At 59.2% G+C, this 18,289-nt stretch carries 19 protein-coding genes; 13 read left to right on the forward strand and 6 right to left on the reverse strand.

What is annotated here, in order from left to right:
• The gene (locus tag ACR0NM_RS14650; RefSeq protein WP_480615377.1) at positions 1–3,402 is read left to right on the forward strand and encodes an efflux RND transporter permease subunit; all 3,402 of its coding nucleotides are present in this window, start codon (positions 1–3) and stop codon (positions 3,400–3,402) included.
• Here ACR0NM_RS14650 and ACR0NM_RS14655 read toward each other — a convergent pair.
• On the reverse strand, positions 3,369–3,818 hold the full coding sequence (locus ACR0NM_RS14655; protein ID WP_480615379.1) for an NUDIX hydrolase: 450 nt from the start codon (positions 3,816–3,818) through the stop codon (positions 3,369–3,371). The two genes, ACR0NM_RS14650 and ACR0NM_RS14655, sit on opposite strands and share 34 nt — an antisense overlap.
• A gap of 4 nt (positions 3,819–3,822) precedes the next feature.
• Positions 3,823–4,635, reverse strand: coding sequence for a protein-disulfide reductase DsbD domain-containing protein (locus tag ACR0NM_RS14660; protein WP_170395691.1), 813 nt, complete (start codon positions 4,633–4,635; stop codon positions 3,823–3,825).
• A gap of 148 nt (positions 4,636–4,783) precedes the next feature.
• Here ACR0NM_RS14660 and ACR0NM_RS14665 point away from each other — a divergent pair, with 148 nt between their 5' ends.
• A complete protein-coding gene (locus ACR0NM_RS14665; protein WP_170395693.1) occupies positions 4,784–5,338 on the forward strand; it encodes a YqgE/AlgH family protein in 555 nt (184 codons plus the stop codon).
• Here the strand turns inward: ACR0NM_RS14665 and ACR0NM_RS14670 are convergent.
• Positions 5,335–6,282 carry an L-threonylcarbamoyladenylate synthase gene (locus tag ACR0NM_RS14670; protein ID WP_480615382.1) on the reverse strand — a complete coding sequence of 316 codons (948 nt, stop codon included), beginning with the start codon at positions 6,280–6,282 and terminating at the stop codon, positions 5,335–5,337. The two genes, ACR0NM_RS14665 and ACR0NM_RS14670, sit on opposite strands and share 4 nt — an antisense overlap.
• 132 nt (positions 6,283–6,414) lie before the next feature.
• On the opposite strand from ACR0NM_RS14670, the gene ACR0NM_RS14675 reads away from it, so the two are divergent.
• From ACR0NM_RS14675 to ACR0NM_RS14705, 7 genes are all read left to right on the forward strand, one after another.
• The gene (locus tag ACR0NM_RS14675) at positions 6,415–8,118 is read left to right on the forward strand and encodes an acyl-CoA dehydrogenase family protein (RefSeq protein ID WP_480615384.1); all 1,704 of its coding nucleotides are present in this window, start codon (positions 6,415–6,417) and stop codon (positions 8,116–8,118) included.
• On the forward strand, positions 8,118–9,164 hold the full coding sequence (locus tag ACR0NM_RS14680) for an MBL fold metallo-hydrolase (protein ID WP_480615386.1): 1,047 nt from the start codon (positions 8,118–8,120) through the stop codon (positions 9,162–9,164). The genes ACR0NM_RS14675 and ACR0NM_RS14680 overlap by 1 nt, the downstream gene beginning before the upstream one ends.
• Positions 9,165–9,168: 4 nt before the next feature.
• Complete coding sequence (locus ACR0NM_RS14685; protein WP_170395701.1) at positions 9,169–9,618, forward strand: DUF6173 family protein; 450 nt, start codon at positions 9,169–9,171, stop codon at positions 9,616–9,618.
• Between the two features lie 64 nt (positions 9,619–9,682).
• Positions 9,683–11,521, forward strand: coding sequence for a glycerophosphodiester phosphodiesterase family protein (locus ACR0NM_RS14690; protein ID WP_480615388.1), 1,839 nt, complete (start codon positions 9,683–9,685; stop codon positions 11,519–11,521).
• Positions 11,508–12,062 (forward strand): hypothetical protein, encoded by a 555-nt coding sequence (locus tag ACR0NM_RS14695; RefSeq protein WP_480615390.1) that lies wholly within the window; start codon positions 11,508–11,510, stop codon positions 12,060–12,062. The genes ACR0NM_RS14690 and ACR0NM_RS14695 overlap by 14 nt, the downstream gene beginning before the upstream one ends.
• 68 nt (positions 12,063–12,130) lie before the next feature.
• Complete coding sequence (locus ACR0NM_RS14700; RefSeq protein ID WP_170395707.1) at positions 12,131–12,265, forward strand: aa3-type cytochrome c oxidase subunit IV; 135 nt, start codon at positions 12,131–12,133, stop codon at positions 12,263–12,265.
• A 21-nt stretch (positions 12,266–12,286) separates the two neighbouring features.
• Positions 12,287–12,919, forward strand: coding sequence for a hypothetical protein (locus ACR0NM_RS14705; RefSeq protein ID WP_170395709.1), 633 nt, complete (start codon positions 12,287–12,289; stop codon positions 12,917–12,919).
• Here ACR0NM_RS14705 and ACR0NM_RS14710 read toward each other — a convergent pair.
• On the reverse strand, positions 12,908–13,240 hold the full coding sequence (locus ACR0NM_RS14710; RefSeq protein WP_170395711.1) for an AzlD domain-containing protein: 333 nt from the start codon (positions 13,238–13,240) through the stop codon (positions 12,908–12,910). The genes ACR0NM_RS14705 and ACR0NM_RS14710 overlap by 12 nt on opposite strands.
• Complete coding sequence (locus ACR0NM_RS14715; protein WP_480615392.1) at positions 13,237–13,947, reverse strand: AzlC family ABC transporter permease; 711 nt, start codon at positions 13,945–13,947, stop codon at positions 13,237–13,239. The genes ACR0NM_RS14710 and ACR0NM_RS14715 overlap by 4 nt, the downstream gene beginning before the upstream one ends.
• Positions 13,948–13,996: 49 nt before the next feature.
• On the opposite strand from ACR0NM_RS14715, the gene fdhD reads away from it, so the two are divergent.
• Genes fdhD through ACR0NM_RS14735 form a run of 4 tightly spaced genes read left to right on the forward strand, consistent with a single transcriptional unit; the run spans position 13,997 to position 17,286 of the window.
• The gene (gene fdhD / locus ACR0NM_RS14720; RefSeq protein WP_480615568.1) at positions 13,997–14,887 is read left to right on the forward strand and encodes a formate dehydrogenase accessory sulfurtransferase FdhD; all 891 of its coding nucleotides are present in this window, start codon (positions 13,997–13,999) and stop codon (positions 14,885–14,887) included.
• Positions 14,880–15,536 (forward strand): molybdenum cofactor guanylyltransferase MobA, encoded by a 657-nt coding sequence (mobA, locus tag ACR0NM_RS14725; protein ID WP_170395715.1) that lies wholly within the window; start codon positions 14,880–14,882, stop codon positions 15,534–15,536. Before fdhD ends, mobA begins: the two co-directional genes overlap by 8 nt.
• The gene (gene mobB / locus ACR0NM_RS14730; protein ID WP_480615394.1) at positions 15,533–16,024 is read left to right on the forward strand and encodes a molybdopterin-guanine dinucleotide biosynthesis protein B; all 492 of its coding nucleotides are present in this window, start codon (positions 15,533–15,535) and stop codon (positions 16,022–16,024) included. Before mobA ends, mobB begins: the two co-directional genes overlap by 4 nt.
• Positions 16,021–17,286 (forward strand): molybdenum cofactor synthesis domain-containing protein, encoded by a 1,266-nt coding sequence (locus ACR0NM_RS14735; protein WP_480615396.1) that lies wholly within the window; start codon positions 16,021–16,023, stop codon positions 17,284–17,286. Before mobB ends, ACR0NM_RS14735 begins: the two co-directional genes overlap by 4 nt.
• On the opposite strand, the gene ACR0NM_RS14740 is transcribed toward ACR0NM_RS14735, so the two are convergent.
• A complete protein-coding gene (locus ACR0NM_RS14740; RefSeq protein ID WP_170597258.1) occupies positions 17,283–18,275 on the reverse strand; it encodes a hypothetical protein in 993 nt (330 codons plus the stop codon). The genes ACR0NM_RS14735 and ACR0NM_RS14740 overlap by 4 nt on opposite strands.
• Positions 18,276–18,289: the final 14 nt, after the last annotated feature.

The following is an 18,289-nucleotide window of genomic DNA, read 5'->3' on the forward strand; positions in this document are numbered from 1 at the left end:
ATGATCCGCGACATTCCCAACGCGGCGGGCGGTATCCTCAGCTATTTCACCCGGCACCGGACTGCGGCCAATCTGTTGCTGCTGATCATGCTGGTGCTGGGGGCCGCCGCGATCCCCAACATGCGGGCACAGTTCTTTCCTGATGTGATTCTCGAACGCGTCGATGTGAACGTTCAATGGGACGGCGCAGGCCCCGAGGATGTCGACAATGGCATCATCCAATTGCTCGAACCTGCGCTTTTGGCGGTTGAGGGCGTTGCCAGCACGGAATCAACCTCTCGGGAGGGAACGGCACAGGTCCGGCTGGAGTTTGAGCCGAACTGGGATATGTCCCGCGCGGTTGAAGAGGTTCGAACGGCTGTCGATAGCGTCACCAACCTGCCCGAAGACGCCGAGGAACCAACCATCCGACGTGGCGCTTGGCGGGATCGTGTCACGGATGTTGTCATCACGGGGCCCATCGAAGCTGAACAACTGGCCAAATTCACCGACGAATTGATCAGCCGCCTATTCGCGGTTGGTGTCACGCGGACAACGATCCGGGGACTGGCCGCGCCGCGTGTGGTGGTCGAGGTGCCCACCGCGCAATTGATCGCCAATGATATCTCGCTTTCGGACATTGCCGAGGCCATCGCGGCAGAAGTCACCGCGAACCCTGCGGGCGATGTCACAGGTGCCAATGCGCGTATTCGCACAGGCGTTGAGAAACGCACCCCGGAAGAGATCGAAGGTATCGCCCTGCGCAACTTTGCCGATGGTTCAAAGCTGGTTGTGGGCGATGTGGCTGAAATTCGGGTCGAAGGGGTCACGCGCAACCGCAGCTATTTCGTTGGTAACAATCCGGCGATGTCGATCCGCGTCGACCGGTCCAATTTGGGCGATGCCATCGGAATTCAGCGCGATGTCGAGGATGTCGTCGCCGAGATGCAGGCCAGCCTGCCCGAAGGTATCACGATTGAGCTGATCCGCACCCGCGCACAAGCGATCACCGACCGACTAGATATTCTGGTCGACAATGGGCTGGTTGGGCTTGGGCTGGTGGTTTGTCTACTCTTCCTGTTTCTGAACGCCCGCATCGCTTTCTGGGTGGCTGCCGGTATTCCGGTGGCAATGTCTGCGGCGATTGCGCTGATGTATCTGGGCGGGTTGTCGCTGAACATGGTGTCTCTGTTCGGTTTGATTATTACCTTGGGCATCGTGGTTGATGACGCCATCGTCGTGGGAGAGCACGCCGATTTCCGTGCCCGCCGTTTGGGCGAAGCGCCAATCGTAGCTGCAGAACGCGCTGCCCGCCGTATGGCGATGCCGGTGTTTGCTGCAACAGTGACCACGGTCATCGCCTTCTTTGGTCTCACCGCCATCGGTGGCCGCTTCGGAGAGCTGATCCGAGACATCCCGTTCACCGTTATCGCTGTCCTGATTGCCTCACTGATCGAATGCTTCCTGATCCTGCCGAACCATATGGCCCATGCCATCGCGCATTCGGCTAAGGAGCATTGGTATGACTGGCCCAACCGGGTTGTGAACAAGGGCTTCCGCTGGGTGCGCGACCACCTGTTCCGCCCGCTGGTCGCTTGGGTGGTCTGGGCACGGTATGTGGTTGTTGCACTGATGGTGGTGATACTGGCCAGTCAGATCGCTCTGTTCATTCGGGGTGATGTGAATTGGCGGTTCTTCAACGCACCGGAACGCGGCTCGGTCACGGGCAATTTCATCATGGTCGAAGGCGCGACGCGTGCTGAGACGCTGGAAATGATGCGCATGGTCCAGAAAGCCACGGAAGAACTGGGTCAGGTTTACGAAGAACGCCATGGCCGCAATCCAATCGAATACGTTCTAGCCGAGGTTGGCGGTTCGGCCGGATGGGGGCTGCGCGCGGCGGACGGCAAGGATGACGATTTGCTGGGCGGCATCTCGATCGAGCTGATCGATGCCGACTTGCGCCCCTATTCCAGCTTTGAATTTGTGGGCGAGCTGCAGGATTTCGTGCCGCGCCACCCGAAGGTTGAGCTGCTTAGCTTCCGTGGTTGGCGTTCAGGGCCCGGTGGCGATGCGATTGACGTGCAGTTCTACGGTGCGGATGTGAACACGTTGAAATCTGCATCCGAGGACCTCCAGGCGGAACTCGCGAAATACCCTGAAGTTTCAGCGCTCGAGGATAACCTCGCCTATGACAAGGAAGAGTTCATTCTGGACCTCACCGCGCAGGGCCAGGCGCTGGGTTTCCGCATCGAAACACTGGGCCGCGTGTTGCGAAACCGGCTGAACGGGATTGAGGCCGCGACCTTCCCGGATGGTCCGCGTAGCACCGAGATTCGGATCGAACTGCCCGAGGGCGAACTGACTGCTGATTTTCTCGAACGCACATTGATGCGGACTCCGGATGGCGTTTATGTCCCGCTCGCCGATATCGTCTCGGTCGAGCGTAAATCGGGTTTCTCGACCGTCCGGCGCGAAAATGGTCTGCGGGTCATCTCGGTGAATGGTGATATTTCCGAGGACGACCCGGCGCAGGCTGCCGAAATCGCCCGCGCCATGCGCGAAGAGATATTGCCAAACATCGCCGCCGAACGGCAGGTCGAATGGCGCATGGCTGGCCTGAGTGAGCAGGAGGATGAATTCCTGTCCGAGGCCCGCACAGGCCTGATCCTGTGTCTGACCGGAATTTATCTGGTATTGGCTTGGGTCTTTGCCAGTTGGACAAGGCCCTTGGTGGTCATGGCGATCATTCCCTTTGGCCTCGTGGGCGCGATCTGGGGGCATTACCTGTGGGGCGTGCCGTTAAGCATGTTCACCGTCGTCGGCCTGTTGGGCATGACCGGGATCATCATCAACGACTCGATTGTTCTGGTGACCACAATCGACGGATACCGGAAAGAGCGCGGGTTGGTGCCGTCAATCGTAGAAGGTACGGCAGATCGTTTGCGGCCTGTGATGCTGACCACGCTGACCACGGTACTGGGGCTGACGCCCTTGATGTATGAAAGTTCGCAGCAGGCGCAGTTTTTGAAACCGACCGTGATCACACTGGTCTATGGGCTGGGCTTTGGCATGGCCCTGATCCTGCTGCTGGTGCCTGCGTTGCTGGCCATCCTGAACGATATCTCACGCCCGATGACATCGATGAGACGGGCCTTGCGCGCGCCGGACAGGGTGGTGCGCAATGCCGTGCGCGCAACGGGCGCAGCGTTGGCGATCTGGCTGGGGGCCTCGATGATCTGGCCCGCAGTGACAGGTGCGCCGTTGGCGCTGCTCTCGGGTCTCTACCCAGCCGCCGAAGGTCCAGGTGTGCTGCAAATGGGCTTTGGTGTATTCGTGGCGGGTGCGACCGTAATCCTGCTGTTGGGTGTCGTGCTGTCCAGCGTGCTTTATGCGCGCTTGTCGGATCGGATCGAGGCTTGATCCATCTCTAAAGCTCGCCGCAAAAGATCGGGAACGCGGTCGCTCATTGGCAGGTCGCCGCTGGTGATCTGGTCCACCGGAAACCACTGAGCGTCCTGCGCGTCGTCTGTAGCGACAGGCGTGCCGGTTACATAGCGACACGCAACTCCGACCAGCAGGTAGTGCGCCCGGGTCTGCCCGCTATCATCGCGCAGCAAAAGGTCGAGATTGTCGAGATAGACCAAAGGCTCAGCAATCACACCAGTCTCTTCCCGCAGCTCGCGGGTGGCGGCGTCCAGAACCGTTTCACCCCATTCCACATGGCCGCCTGGAAAACCCCACAGCCCCTGATCGGGTTGCTTGCTGCGTTGCACCAAAAGTACCTCGCCATCGTGCAGCACGACAGCCAAGGCACCGATCTTTGGGGTCTGGCTCATCCGGTCAGCCTGCGCTGCATCCTTGGATATCGACAGCGTGGTTTGCCCCCAGAACCGTGATGCGCACTTCGGACCGATCCAGCGCAAATGGCCCGCCGGAGGCGCCGATAATCTCTGAGCTTGCGATCAGGGTGTTGCCCTGACGGCGTGTATCGGGCTGCGATGCCCAGAGTGCCGGGTTTCCTGGTTCAATGACGGCGAATTCGGACCCGCCCGCTGAAGGCATGGTGATACGCGCCTCGATCCGCATTCCGTCTGCAGTGGGAGTCAATTGGCACGTCGCATCCGCCACGCCTGCTTCGCGTTCGGAAAACGGGCGCTGGGCGAGGGCTGCGGCGATGGCCGGATTGCGTGCAGCGTCGGCATCCATTGTGTGATCGAATTCCAACCGACCTGGCACGCAGACATCCTTACACACGCCCAAGTCCATCTCGCCGCGCAAACGCACGGGTTTGGCAGGATTCTTAGGCGTGATTTCGACGGGCAGTACAAGTTGATCCTCATACCCGACCGAGCGCAGCCCGTTCTGATCAAACACATGCGGCGCGGGCCATGTGAAGGCTATGTCAGCAATATTGCGAGAGCCTTTCCAATCAAACTGTGGCGGAATGCCCGCATCGCCGGGTGCGCGCCAATAGGTCTTCCACCCGTCCTTGAGCTTTAGACGCAAGGCCCCCTGATAGGTACCTTCGGCGGTTTTGCCGCCGTCCAACACCTCAAGCTGAACCAGATTATCAACCCCCTGCGCAGTGGCGGGGGCACCAAAACAAAGGCTGACGGCCAACACGGCTGCAGCAGATTTGCAAAGCGCTTTCATATGCAGAACATGCGCATTCCGGTCGGGATTGCCAAGTCACGTTCCGGTCACTTCTGTGAAATGCACGGAAATCCCGGCTGATCCCTTGCCATTCCCCGGTTCACAGGGTCATTCTAGGGATATCCTATGGCGCAAGAGATATCTGCTGATGGACCTTACGGGAAAACTGTTGATTGCGATGCCCGGAATGGGCGACCCGCGATTCGAGCATTCGGTCGTCTATATCTGCAGCCATGGTGATGACGGCGCGATGGGATTGATCGTGAATAAGCCTTCGGACTTGCGGATCAAGACCTTGCTGGAACAGCTCAACATTCCGTGTCGGATACCTGTAATTGGCGAACGGCTGGTGCAGTTTGGCGGCCCGGTCGAGATGTCGCGTGGCTTTGTCCTGCATAGCGCAGATTACGAGGCGAATCTGCATTCAATGCAGATTTCCGAAGATTTCAGCATGACCGCAACGCTGGATGTGCTCGAGGATCTGGCCTCGGGCAAGGGCCCGCTGAATTCGATGCTGACTTTAGGTTATTCCGGCTGGGGGCCGGGTCAGTTGGAAGATGAGATCGCGATGAATGGTTGGTTAACGACTGATGCGTCGTCGAAACTGGTCTTTGATGTCCCTGATGACGAGAAATGGGAGGCGGCTTTGGCCACGCTTGGTGTTGATCCGCTGACCCTTTCAGCCAGCGCAGGCCGCGCCTAATCGCGAGGGGCTGCTGCGCGGCGTAGACGGTCGTTGATGGCCGTACCTAATCCGTGTTGGGGAATAGGTGATACGGCGATTGGCCGACCGGTATCGTTAAGTTTGTGAAGGGCGGCAAACAGGTTGGCGGCGGCCTCGGGCAGGTTGCAGGTGCTGGAGAGGTTCAGATCACAATCAACGGGGCCAAAACCCAGCAACACCTCGTCCCCCTGCCGTGACCGGGCGTTCAGCCGCACCGGCGCGTCCGGCGCGTAATGGGATTGCAACTGCCCCGGCGCAGTAAGCAGATCGCCGGGTCGGTGGTGATGCAGTTCTGCCTTTAGAACCTCTTCGATTTGTTCCAATGCGACACCACCTGGACGCAACAAGGCAGGGGTGCCGGCCAGACCCACAATAGTGGACTCAAGCCCGACACCGCACGGCCCATCGTCCAGAACTGCGGCTATGCGTCCCTCCAGCCCCGCTCGGACATGGGCCGCCGTCGTTGGGCTGATCTGACCAGAGGGGTTGGCCGATGGCGCTGCCACAGGACCGTCAAAAGCGGCCAGTAAAGCCTGCGCTGTGGGATGCGCAGGCACACGAACGGCCAGAGTATCCAAGCCAGCTGTGACCAGCGACGAAATCCCGTGATCGGGGCGCAGAGGAAGAACCAGAGTTAACGGTCCGGGCCAGAAGGCATCAGCCAACAAATCAGCCTGATCGGTCCATTCGACGAAGCGTTTTGCGGTCTCGGTTGAGGCGACATGGGCGATCAGTGGGTTAAAACTGGGTCGCCCCTTGGCTTCATAGATCGCGGCCACAGCCTCGCCGTTCCGTGCATCGCCACCCAGTCCATAGACGGTCTCGGTCGGGAAAGCGACCAGCAGCCCCTGCCGCAACAGGTCAGCGGCCTTGGCGAGCCCGTCGGCGTTTGCTGGTAAGTCTTGAGTACCGAGAAGGGTCATGGATCGTGACGCCGCGTTTTGGTTGCTTGCAGTTCAGGTAACGGTAGGTAATCGTGCCAGCCCAGATGAATACCGGCGTGGGGCCGGGATTCCAACCCCACGCTGACAACTTGCCAGAACCAGAGGGAAACCATGCCCTATCGCGCCCCGATCTCAGACTATGAATTCCTGTTCCGCAACGTGATCGGCTTTGACCAGATCGCCGCGACCGAAAAGTTCTCGGAAGCCAGCGAGGATGTGGTCAGCGCCATTCTGACCGAAGCCGGAAAGCTGTGCGAAGAGGTCATGGCCCCGCTGCAGCGCCCCGGCGATCTGGAACCGGCCCGATTGGAAAACGGCGTGCTGCGAACGTCTCCAGGCTATGCCGAAGGTTGGAAAGCAATTGCCGAAGGCGGCTGGATCGGGATGAGCGGCGATCCCGAATATGGAGGTATGGGTCTGCCCATGACCATGACCACTGCCGTGAATGAGATGATGAGCGCTGCTTGCCTGTCGCTGCAATTGGCCCCCTTGATGACCCAAGGCCAGATCGAAGCGTTGGAGCATCACGCGAGTGATGAGCTGAAAGCGCTCTATCTGCCCAAGATGATGGCGGGTGAATGGTCAGGCACCATGAACCTGACCGAACCGCAGGCCGGATCGGATGTGGGCGCGCTGACCTCGAAAGCCGAAGACAATGGCGACGGCACCTATTCGGTGACCGGGCAGAAGATCTATATCTCTTGGGGCGACAACGACTTTGCCGAGAATGTCTGCCATCTTGTTCTGGCCCGCCTGCCAGACGGTGTTCCGGGAACCAAAGGGATTTCGCTGTTTCTGGTGCCGAAATACATCCCCGACGAGAACGGCAACCCCGGCGTGGCCAATGACCTCAAGGTGGTCTCGCTGGAACACAAGATGGGCCTGCACGGCTCGCCCACCTGCGTGATGCAGTATGACGGGGCCAAGGGTTGGCTGGTCGGCAAGGAACACTGCGGCATGGCCGCGATGTTCACCATGATGAACAACGCGCGTTTGGGCGTTGGTGGCGAAGGTGTGGGTGTCGCCGAAGGAGCCTACCAGCATGCGCTGGCCTATGCGTTGGAGCGTAAACAGGGCAACCCGCCCTCGGGCACCATCATCGACCATGCGGATGTGCGGCGGATGCTGATGTCGATGCGCGCGGATGTGTTTGCGGCGCGGGCGATCATGCTGGCCAATGCAGCTGCAATCGACATGGCGCAGGCCACGGGTGAGGCCGATTGGGCGGCACGTGCGGCGCTGCTGACGCCGATCTGCAAGGCTTTTGGCACCGAGACCGGCATGCGCGTTTCCGAGACCGGCGTTCAAGTGCATGGTGGCATGGGCTTCATCGAAGAAACTGGTGCTGCACAATATTATCGCGATGTCCGTGTGACCGCGATCTACGAGGGCACCAATGGTATTCAGGCCATGGACCTCGTAGCGCGCAAGATGATGGATGGGGGTGAGGCGGCCTCGAACCTTCTGGATGAGATCGAGGATCAAGCTGAGAAGGCGCGCGCCACGATGCCTGAACTTGCTGGTCCTGTTTGGGAAGCTTCCGAGTCGCTGCGGGAAGCGACGGAGTGGCTCGTTGCTCAATCGGATATGAACAACCGGTTTGCTGGCGCGGCTTCGTATCTAAAAGCGTTCGCGCGGGTTCTGGGCGGGCATTACCATTTGTCAGCGGCGCTGGCCGATCCCGATGGACCGCGCGCCAAGTTGGCACGTTTTTATATCAATGTGCTGCTGCCTGAACATACGGGCTTGCTTGCGCAGGCGCAGAACGGGGCGGATGACCTCTATGCCCTCAGCCCAGAGGAACTGGCGGTTTGATGGATGGCGAGGCTCCGCAAGTGATGCGATATCCGTGGGAGGAACCACCCGCTCCTGGCGAATGGGTCGAAGTTGCAGAAGGAGTTCTGTGGATCAGGCTGCCTTTGCCGATGGCGCTGGATCATGTGAATGTCTATGCATTGGATGATGGCGACGGTTGGACCATAGTCGACACAGGGCTTTCTTCAAAGAAAACACGGGGAATCTGGCAGACCCTGATGGAAGGGCCATTGGCTGGCAAACCCGTCCGTCGCGTTGTCGTGACTCATCACCATCCTGACCATGTCGGCAATGCGGGCTGGTTCCAGTCCGAGCATGGCGCGGAACTGGTCATCAGTCGTACCGCATGGTTGTTCGCGCGTATGCTGACGCTGGATGTGCAAGAGAATTGGCCGAAGGAAACGTTGGATTATTACCGCAGCGCGGGGATGGATCCGGACGTGCTGGCCGGTCGGATGGCCGAGCGTCCGTTCAACTTTGCCGACGCCGTGTACCCTATGCCGCTGGGATTTACCCGTGTCAAACAGGGCGACGTGATCCGCATGGGTGGCCGCGACTGGGATGTTCACATGGGCAACGGCCATGCGCCCGAGCATTGCACCTTCTGGAGCCGCGAGGACAATCTGGTGCTGACCGGCGATCAGATCCTCAGTTCGATCAGTTCCAACTTGGGCGTCTATGCCACCGAGCCGATGGCCGATCCGGTGGCCGACTGGTTGGAGGCTTGCGAACGCCTGCAACCGCTGGCCCGGCCCGATCATTTGGTTTTGGGCGGGCACAAACTGCCGTTCACCGGGTTGCCGATCCGCATGCGGCAGTTGATCGATAACCACCACGGCGCGCTGGAGCGTCTGCTTAACGATCTCGATCAACCCAAAACCGCCGCCGAGTGCTTTGCCCCGCTGTTCAAGCGCCAGATCAGGGGCGGGGAATACGGTCTCGCGCTGGTCGAGGCGGTTGCACATATGAACCATCTCTACCACATTGGAGCTGTCGCCCGGACGCGGCGCGCGGACGGAGCTTGGGAATATCAGCGCAAAGGGTAGAGCAATGGACAAGATCGAAACCTCAGCCGAGGCAGCGGAATCTGCGGCGTTGCCGCGGTGCTATGAGGTGCACGCCAACCCTGAAGCGGCATCGGGGAACAAGGATTTGCCCAAGCCATTGCAAAAGCCGGTCGAAAGCAAAAGCCCTGCTCAATGGGCCTATGAGCGGCTGATCATGTATATTCAGAATTTCGAGAAGACTCTGGATGGCGATCACGAGGTTGCCATGGGATTTACCGGTGGTGATGCCGGTGTAATGCGGATCGAGGGCATGGGCTATTTCGATCCGGATGTGATTACCTTCTATGGCTCGGACGGAGGCGGCGCCAAAACGCAGCTCGTCCAGCATGTCAGCCAGTTGAATGTGATGCTACGTGCCTTGCCGAAATCGATCGAGGATAAACCAGCCAACCGCATTGGTTTCCGGCTGGCGGCTGATCTGGAAGAAAGCTGACGCCCACTCTTGCAATTCACACTTACGCAGCCTTGAATGGATAGACCATTCAGGAGGCAACCGCGTGACCAATTTCTCAGCCGTTACAACTGCCTACCGGGGCGCATGGGCGCGGCGGCGCGTGTTTGTGCCTGTTTATGTCGCCGTCCGGTTGCTGCTGGTTGCACTGATCGCTCCGGGCGTTGCCATCGCCGTCAATCTTGCTGTCTCATTGTCTGATCAATCGGCGCTGACGGATCAGGACATTGCGATGTTCCTGCTGTCACCAGCAGGCTTCATCGCGGCGGTTGTAGTTCTCAGCCTGTTCTTACTGGCCGAGGTCTTTGTCTTCTCGGTCATGGCCGGATCATTGCGGATGGGTGAGCGTGACCCTTGGCGCGCGGGCAGTGCTTCCATCCGGTTGATCCTGACGCGTTTACCTGCGCTTTTCGGCTTTGCCGCACGGTTCATTTTGCGTGTGCTGGTACTTGCGCTGCCTTTTGTCGCCGTGGCTGGCCTGATCGCCTGGTGGATGCTGACTGAATACGACATCAACTATTACCTCACCTTCCACCCGCCTTCATTCTGGGTGGCGGTAGTGCTGATCGGATTTGTGGTGCTGTGTCTGGCTTGGGTTCTGATCCGCAGGCTCTCGGCCTGGGCGCTGTCGCTGCATCTTGTATTATTTGAGGGCTGCAAACCCGCCGAGGCCTTCTCCGCCAGCACGGATCGAATGGAAGGCAAACGCGGTCGCCTCAAGATCGAGCTTGGCCTTTGGCTTGCGATGCGTCTCGTGATCGCCGCACTGATTGCCTTTGTGGCCGGACTGTTGTTCGATCTGGTGCCGTTGCAGGAAAGCACGAACCTGCGCTTTGCGCTGATCTTCAGTATGATCGTAGCGGGCCTCTGGTCGCTGGCTGGGCTTGTGCTTGCAGCCGTCGCTCTGGGAGCATTGGCGGTTCTGCTGGATGGGTTCTTCGACACACAGGGCCGAGAGGTCACTCATCCCGAACCAGGCAACCTGCGCGCGCCGCTTTACGCTGTGGTCGGTGGCGCGGCAATCGCCCTGCTGATCGGGCTCTGGTCCGGGCAGGAGTTGCTAGTCCGCATTCAGGCCCCCGATCATGCGGATGTCATTGGCCATCGAGGCGCGGCGGCGATAAGGCCGGAAAATACCATGGCGGCGGTGTTGAAGGCTATCGAAGATGGCGCCGATTGGGTTGAGATCGACGTTCAGGAGACTGCGGATGGTGTGGTCATCATCGCGCATGACAGTGATTTCATGAAATTGGCGGGTGTGCCGCTCAAGGTCTGGGACGCAACCATGGAGGATATAGCCGAGATCGATATCGGCAGCTGGTTCGGCCCCGAATATGCTTCGGAACGGACGCCCACGCTGCGGGATGTTCTGGAAGCTGCGAAGGGCAAATCCAAGGTCATCATCGAGCTGAAATACTATGGCCATGACGTCGACCTGGAAAACCGAGTTGCCACGATTGTCGAGGAGCTGGATATGCAGGATGACATCGCCACCATGTCATTGAAATATCCGGCCGTGCAGAAGATGAAAGCGCTGCGCCCCGATTGGCGGGCAGGCGTTCTGGCCGCAACCGCGATAGGCGATCTTTCAGGGCTTGAGGGCGATTTCGTGGCCGTAAACGCAGCAACGGTGTCACCGGGCCTGATCCGCTCGGTCCATGAGGCGGGCAAGGACATCTATGTATGGACGGTGAATGACCCGTTGCAGATGTCGGCCATGGCATCGATGGGGGTCGACGGGCTGATCACTGACCGCCCGGCCATGGCTCGCGAAGTGCTGCGTGTTCGTGCCGAGATGGGACCGGGCGAACGCCTGATGCTTTGGTTGGCGACGACGTTCGGATTGTCTATCGATACTGCCGAGATGCGTGATGCGGAACCATAGACTGGCCGCCCTTCTGGTCTGTTGCGCGCTGCCTGCAGCTGCGCAGGACCTGATGCGTAGCGTGGAAATACCCGCTCACCGGGCGTTGGCCGACACGATAGAAGGCGCTGAACTGACCCCCTTCGAAACGGACGGCTGTTCGGGCGGATTATCTTCCAGCTGGCGTATGGTTGCCGAGACCTTTCCGAAGTTCAGTCTGCTTTATGAAGAACACCCGCCATGGGAGTACTGCTGCGTTACTCACGATCGCGCTTATTACAACGCAGGCGGCGCATCGCAGGCCGAGGCCAGCTTTGACGCCCGGCTCGCTGCCGATGACGCGCTGCGCACCTGTGTCAAAACCCACGGCGAAAGCCACGCTGATGAATACGCCGAACGTTATGACATGACGCCGGATCAGATCCGCTCGGTTCATTCAATCACCTCCGAGGCGATGTTTCTGGCCGTGCGTTTTGGGGGTGGTCCCTGCAGCGGGTTGCCCTGGCGCTGGGGGTTTGGTTATCCAGGCTGCACGATTTTTGGACCAACTGCGCGCGAATGACGTCGTGACAGGCCCTGAATTTTGCATTATCCAACATTTCAAATACGCGAATTGGGATTCTAATAAACATGGCTGATCACAAGCACGGCGAGATGGACATCACCGTTCAAACAAAAACCTTTGACGGTTTCATCAAATTCACCACGTGGTGCGTGGTAGCAATTGTACTCCTTTGCCTGTTCCTGGCGGTCTTTGCGGCCTAAACGGTACACGAGGCGCATCTCTTGTTCAGGATTCTGATTGCCTGCCTGCTGGCAGTGACAGTTGCGGGTTGCGCGGGATCGCAGCGCCCGCAGGCTGATCCCTCGGAAATCGTGGCCCGGTCCTATCGTGATCCGGGGCCATCGACACTGACGCTCTATACGATGATCAGCACGCGCACCGGATCTGGGGCACACACGTCGCTGATGATCAGCGGGAGCGAGCGGGTCATATTTGATCCTGCCGGATCGTTCCGGGCGGATGTGGTGCCGATCAAGAATGATGTCCTTTATGGCATCACGCCAAATGTCGAACGCGCCTATCGTAGCAGTCATGCGCGCGAGACGCATTATGCCCGTATTCAGACGATCGAAGTGACGCCACAGCAGGCCGAGATCGCGCTGCAATTGGCCAAGCAAATGGGCCCGGTTTCGCAGGCTTTTTGTGCAAATTCGACCTCGCAATTGCTGCAACAGGTCCCGGGGTTCGAGCAAATCAAAACAACATTCTACCCGGTGAAGCTATCCGATCAGTTTGGTCAGATTCCAGGCGTTGTCACCACGGATTATCGTGAGAATGACTCGGCTGATCTGCAGCAGGGGCTGGCGGAAAACAATGCGCGACTCAATCAGCTTGAAGCGGTCTCAACCAACTAGGTAAAGCAGACCGTAAAGCGTGGCGGCCCCTGAAAAGATGGCCGCTATGACGTTTTTCGTTACAATTCCCACCGTCAACGCAACTGCCGCAGCCGCCATGCGCGGCATATCCGGTTGTCCTTCGGTGGCTGTCGGCCAGACTACCAAAGGTGCGATCAGGGCAGGCAGAATCGCCACTGCTGTGTATCTCAGGTGCCGCAGAAGCCAGGGCGGCATCGGGCGGTCGCCAACCAGCCCGATAAAGGTAAAGCGCAGAAGGTAGCTGCCTATCGCCAGACCTACGATGATGATCCACATGGTTGTCGGGTCGATCTGCGTCATGACTTTTTTCGCTCTAACATCAATTCAGCCTGCGCACCTGCCATCATCCCGGCTATTCCTGCGATCAACAGTCCAAGATTGAACGGCACTGCCACGCAGAGCAGGGCGACAACAATCGCCACCAGCGCGGCTACAACATGCGCCATGGTGCGCATCATCGGTCCGATCATGGACAAGAACGTGATCGGCAGCGCAAAATCCAGAGCCCAGCTTTCCGGAATCTGCGCCCCCAGAACAGCACCCAGATAAGTGGCAAGTATCCAAAGCGGCGTGATCGGCGTGACCGAGCCGACAAAGTACGCCATGCGCTGAGGCACGGACATATCCGGTTCTTTCTCGAAGCGGACAATCGAACAGGCGTAAGACTGATCAACAATAAGATAGGCTCCAAGGGCCCGTTGCCACAGCGGAGCCTCCCCCAGATAAGGGGTCAGTGAAGCCGAATACATGGCCACCCGCAGGTTCACAGCCAGGGCCGAGATCAGAACGATAACCGTTGGTGTATTGTCCTGCAGCAATTGCAATGCGGTGAACTGAGCGGCGCCGGCAAACACCGTGGCGGAAAAGGCCATCGTCTGGATGATATCCAGCCCTGCTTCTGTGGCAAAAACACCAAACAGAAGGCCAAAGGGCATGGCGACGAAGATAAACGGCGTCCCGTCGCGAAAACCTTTCCAGAAGTATGACTTGGATGTGGCAGAGGCCATGGCTAAATCCTATGGTGACGCGAGCAGCAGTAGCCGTCTTGGGAAGGGGTTGCAATTGGCCACGGAGATCGACCTGTCAGACTACCTCATTGCGCCCGATCCGGGGGCTGCCCGCCTGACGCGCGGTGTCGAGGGTGTGGACCAGAATGGTGAGATAAGTCAAATCTCAGTGGTCGAGGAACGCCCGCTGACCATTTTCCTCAACTCGCAGGAAATCGTGACGGCAATGACCATCGGCGACTATCCCGAATACCTTGCGCTCGGGTTTCTGCGTAATCAGGGGATGCTGCTTGCAGATGATGAAATTACTCGGATCGACTATGACGACGATCTGGAAACCGTGGTCGTGCGTACAGCGCGTGAGACCTCATACGAGGACAAGCTGAAGAAGAAGACCCGCACCAGCGGTTGCGCAGTAGGCACTGTGTTCGGAGACATGATGGAGGGGCTAGAGGACGTGCGCCTGCCACAGGTTTCGGTGCGCACCTCGTGGCTGTATGAGTTGGCATCCAAGATCAACCGCACCCCGTCTCTGTACCTTGAGGCGGGTGCCATCCATGGCACGGTGCTTTGTCATGAAAGCCACCCGTTGGTCTATATGGAAGACGTGGGCCGCCATAACGCGGTCGACAAGATCGCAGGCTGGATGCTCTCCGAGGGTGCGAGCGCGTCTGACAAGATCCTCTATACGACCGGTCGTTTGACTTCGGAAATGGTGATCAAAACGGCAATGATGGGCATCCCTGTTCTCGCTTCGCGATCGGGATTCACCGCCTGGGGTGTCGAGATCGCGCGCGAGGTCGGTTTGACTCTGATCGGCCGGATGCGCGGGCAGCGGTTCGTGTGTTTGTCGGGCGAAGACCGATTGGTGCGCGATGTTGATCCGTCGAGCGTGGCGATTGAGGACAAAAAACATCGCAGGAAAAGTGCCGATGGCTGAACAGTCGCAAAAACCGCTGGGGGTTATTCTGGCAGGCGGCCTCGCTACGCGGATGGGAGGCGGTGATAAAGGGCTGTTGCAGATCGGCGGGCAGAGCCTGCTGGATCGGGTGATAGACAGGCTGCGCCCTCAGGTCGGCGGGCTGGCTTTGAACGCCAACGGCGATGCCGAACGGTTTGCTCGCTTGAACTTGCCGGTTGTTTCGGACTCGATCGAGGGCTTTGCAGGACCGCTGGCCGGCGTTTTGGCCGGGCTTGATTGGGCCGCTGAACAGGGCGCTCAATCTATCGTGACGGTTGCGGCGGATACTCCGTTCTTTCCGCATGATCTTGTGGCGCAACTGGTGAACGCATCCAAAGGGCAGAAATACCCCCTTGTTCTGGCAACCACCCCGCGCACGAGTGACGAGGCTTTAAAATCCGGCGGCGGCAAGCGGATCAATCGGCATCCGACCTTTGGGCTCTGGCCGGTGGCATTGCGCGATGATCTGAGGGCGGCGTTGAACGGTGGACTGCGCAAGGTTGTCCTGTGGACCGACCAGCATGATGGGCGAGAGGCGCTGTTTTCGGCCCAGCCGTTTGATCCGTTCTTCAACGTCAACACTCCCGATGATCTGGCCCGCGCTGAAACCTTGTTGGAGCAGGTATGAGGGTCTACGGCGTCACCGGTTGGAAAAACGCGGGCAAAACCGGCCTAGTGGAACGGCTGGTGGCTGAAATCACCGGACGTGGGTATACCGTTTCCACCGTTAAACATGCGCATCATTCCGTCGACGTAGACCATCCGGGTACCGACAGCCAGCGGCATCGCGCGGCGGGTGCGTCCGAAGTGCTGTTGGCATCCGGCCAGCGGATCGCACTGATGCAGGAGTTGCGCGGTGCGCCCGAGCCGAAGCTGGACACCCTGCTGTTGCGTTTGTCTCCGGTCGATCTGGTGTTGATCGAAGGCTTCAAACGCGAGCGTCACCCCAAGATCGAAGCGTTTCGCGCAGAACCCGGAAATCCGCTGATCGCCACGGATGATGAGACGGTTCGCGCGGTTGCAAGTGATACGCCTTTGGAATTGGATTGCCCGGTGTTTGATCTGGATGATACGGCGGCCATTGCAGATTTCATCCTGGAAGAGGTCGGATTATGAGCACGCCGGATATCTCACCTCCGCCCTTGCGCAATGATTGTTTCGCCTTGCCTGCAGGGGTGAACTGGACACCCGTTGATGAGGCTCTGGCGCTTTTGCGAGACAGATTGTCGGTGGTAGCTGGGGTTGAAAACGTGCCCGTGATGCGGGCGGCGGGCCGAGTTCTGGCGGTGGACGTGTCGGCCAAACGATCAAACCCGCCTCAGCCCAACACCGCTGTCGATGGGTACGGATTTGCCGGTCCGGTGCCGGAAGGACCCTGTGTCATGCCTTTGGTAGAGGGCCGGGCGGCTGCGGGTGTACCCTTTGACGGTGAGGTCCCAGAGGGCCATGCGATACGCATTCTTACCGGAGCTGCACTGCCAAAGGGTGTTAATACGGTCATATTGGAAGAGGATGTGACCTTTGATCATGGGCACATTGCATTCCGAGGTCCGTTGAAACAGGGCGCGAACACGCGAAAGGCAGGCGAAGACGTGGTTGAAGGCGCGCTGACCTTGCCAGTTGGGCGGCGTTTAACACCAACGGATCTGGCGCTTTTGTCGGCGGTTGGTCTGGCTGAGGTTTCCGTCCGCAAGGTTTTGCGCGTCGGGGTACTATCGACCGGGGATGAGCTGGTCGAGCCGGGTGACAGCGCCGGACTGGGGCAGATTTATGATGCAAATCGTCCGATGCTGCTGTCACTGGCCGAGCGGATTGGATTCAAAGCGGTTGATCTTGGGCGCGCCGAGGATGATCGCGCGGCGCTGAAACAGCATTTGGATCGCGCGGCTCAGCAAGTGGATGTAATCCTGACCAGTGGCGGGGCCTCCGCCGGCGATGAAGATCACGTCTCGGCATTATTGCGAGAGGCCGGGGCGATGCAGGAATGGCGCATCGCATTAAAACCCGGGCGACCATTGGCGCTGGGCATGTGGGATCATACGCCGGTGTTTGGCTTGCCGGGCAATCCGGTGGCAGCACTGGTTTGCACGTTGATCTTTGCCTGCCCGGCACTGAACCTGCTGGCCGGTGCAGGCTGGCAAGAGCCGCAAGGCTTCGACGTGCCCGCCGCGTTCGAAAAGCGCAAGAAACCGGGTCGCCGGGAATACCTGCGGGCGCGCATCCGTGAAGGACAGGCCGAGGTATTCCATTCGGAAGGATCTGGCCGGATCAGCGGGCTGAGCTGGGCCGAAGGCTTGGTCGAAATCGAGGACGGTGCCCGCGATATCAAGCCCGGCGATCTGGTGAGGTTCATACCCTACGGAAGTTTTGGGCTTTAATCGAACGTCCCTGCGACACGCCCCACCAGCATGAAGGCACGTGCTGTGCGGGTTTCGCCCAGGGCTGTAAGCTCGGCATCGCTGGCATTAGGTTCGAACTCGACGATCATATGGTCAAAGCGGCGCAGGAAATGGTGTGCGGCATCGCGAAAGATCGGATCCTGTTTCATCCGCGCCGCAGTCAGCGCCAGTGACGAACGGTCCCGAATGCCACCCAAGGCAGCCACCGACCGCCCGCGCGCGCCTTGGGCAAATTGCCGCCAGACTTCGGGTCGGGCCATATCGGGGCGCAGGTCATCCATATAGATGCCTTCCTGGCTGAGAAGGGTCAGAACATCTTGTGAGGCCTGCACAAGTTTCGAGGTCTTGCGATCTTTCAATGCAAGCCGCAGCGCGTTAAATCCCTCGGCATCGCTTTGTGTCTCGGGGAAGTTCAGGGCGCGGATAAAGATGTCGGTGGGCAACGGGGGCGCCATTTCTTCCGCTGAGGTGCCAAGTTCCAACGAAGTCTGATTGGCCATGTCCGGCGCGGGCCTTTGGGTGCGTCCGGGTTCACCGCGATTGGTCGAAAATGTCGCCAGCGCGCTCTCGGTCTTTTTTGCGCTTTCGGCGATTTCATCCAGTTTCTTGCCGACCGTCGGTTCATACGTGCTGGCCGCGCGTTGTTGCTGAACGACATAGCTGTTGCGGATCGCATCGATGGCTGTCTGCAGGCGGGCGCTTTCTTCGCGCATCACGCGGCTGGCGCGCATCGCGAGGGCTGCGACCCAGATCATTGCGACCGGCATGAACACCGCCAGGAAGGTGACGATGAACCCTCCTTGTTGCCCGCCGGGCAGTACCAGAAACACGACCGACACCACCAGCCAGATCAGGCTGAGAACAACTGCTGCAATCTCGATCTCGGTGACCGAACGGTGCGCCGGACGGTCGTAGATACCCAGCGAGGTGGGTTTCTCGGGTTCTTGCTCAGGTTCAGACCCTGACATGACAAACGCTCCGG

It is taken from the genome of Ruegeria sp. AF2, from assembly GCF_056542025.1.

Bases quoted from the DNA above. Each gene is read 5' to 3' on its own strand.
- ACR0NM_RS14710 (WP_170395711.1), bottom strand. From the start codon at position 13,240: ATGACGCAGATCGACCCGACAACCATGTGGATCATCATCGTAGGTCTG.
- ACR0NM_RS14680 (WP_480615386.1), top strand. From the start codon at position 8,118: ATGGATGGCGAGGCTCCGCAAGTGATGCGATATCCGTGGGAGGAACCA.
- ACR0NM_RS14685 (WP_170395701.1), top strand. From the start codon at position 9,169: ATGGACAAGATCGAAACCTCAGCCGAGGCAGCGGAATCTGCGGCGTTG.
- mobA (WP_170395715.1), top strand. From the start codon at position 14,880: ATGGCTGAACAGTCGCAAAAACCGCTGGGGGTTATTCTGGCAGGCGGC.
- ACR0NM_RS14700 (WP_170395707.1), top strand. From the start codon at position 12,131: ATGGCTGATCACAAGCACGGCGAGATGGACATCACCGTTCAAACAAAA.
- ACR0NM_RS14660 (WP_170395691.1), bottom strand. From the start codon at position 4,635: ATGAAAGCGCTTTGCAAATCTGCTGCAGCCGTGTTGGCCGTCAGCCTT.
- ACR0NM_RS14650 (WP_480615377.1), top strand. From the start codon at position 1: ATGATCCGCGACATTCCCAACGCGGCGGGCGGTATCCTCAGCTATTTC.
- ACR0NM_RS14665 (WP_170395693.1), top strand. From the start codon at position 4,784: ATGGACCTTACGGGAAAACTGTTGATTGCGATGCCCGGAATGGGCGAC.
- ACR0NM_RS14735 (WP_480615396.1), top strand. From the start codon at position 16,021: ATGAGCACGCCGGATATCTCACCTCCGCCCTTGCGCAATGATTGTTTC.
- ACR0NM_RS14655 (WP_480615379.1), bottom strand. From the start codon at position 3,818: ATGAGCCAGACCCCAAAGATCGGTGCCTTGGCTGTCGTGCTGCACGAT.
- mobB (WP_480615394.1), top strand. From the start codon at position 15,533: ATGAGGGTCTACGGCGTCACCGGTTGGAAAAACGCGGGCAAAACCGGC.
- ACR0NM_RS14740 (WP_170597258.1), bottom strand. From the start codon at position 18,275: ATGTCAGGGTCTGAACCTGAGCAAGAACCCGAGAAACCCACCTCGCTG.
- ACR0NM_RS14695 (WP_480615390.1), top strand. From the start codon at position 11,508: ATGCGGAACCATAGACTGGCCGCCCTTCTGGTCTGTTGCGCGCTGCCT.
- ACR0NM_RS14715 (WP_480615392.1), bottom strand. From the start codon at position 13,947: ATGGCCTCTGCCACATCCAAGTCATACTTCTGGAAAGGTTTTCGCGAC.
- ACR0NM_RS14670 (WP_480615382.1), bottom strand. From the start codon at position 6,282: ATGACCCTTCTCGGTACTCAAGACTTACCAGCAAACGCCGACGGGCTC.
- ACR0NM_RS14675 (WP_480615384.1), top strand. From the start codon at position 6,415: ATGCCCTATCGCGCCCCGATCTCAGACTATGAATTCCTGTTCCGCAAC.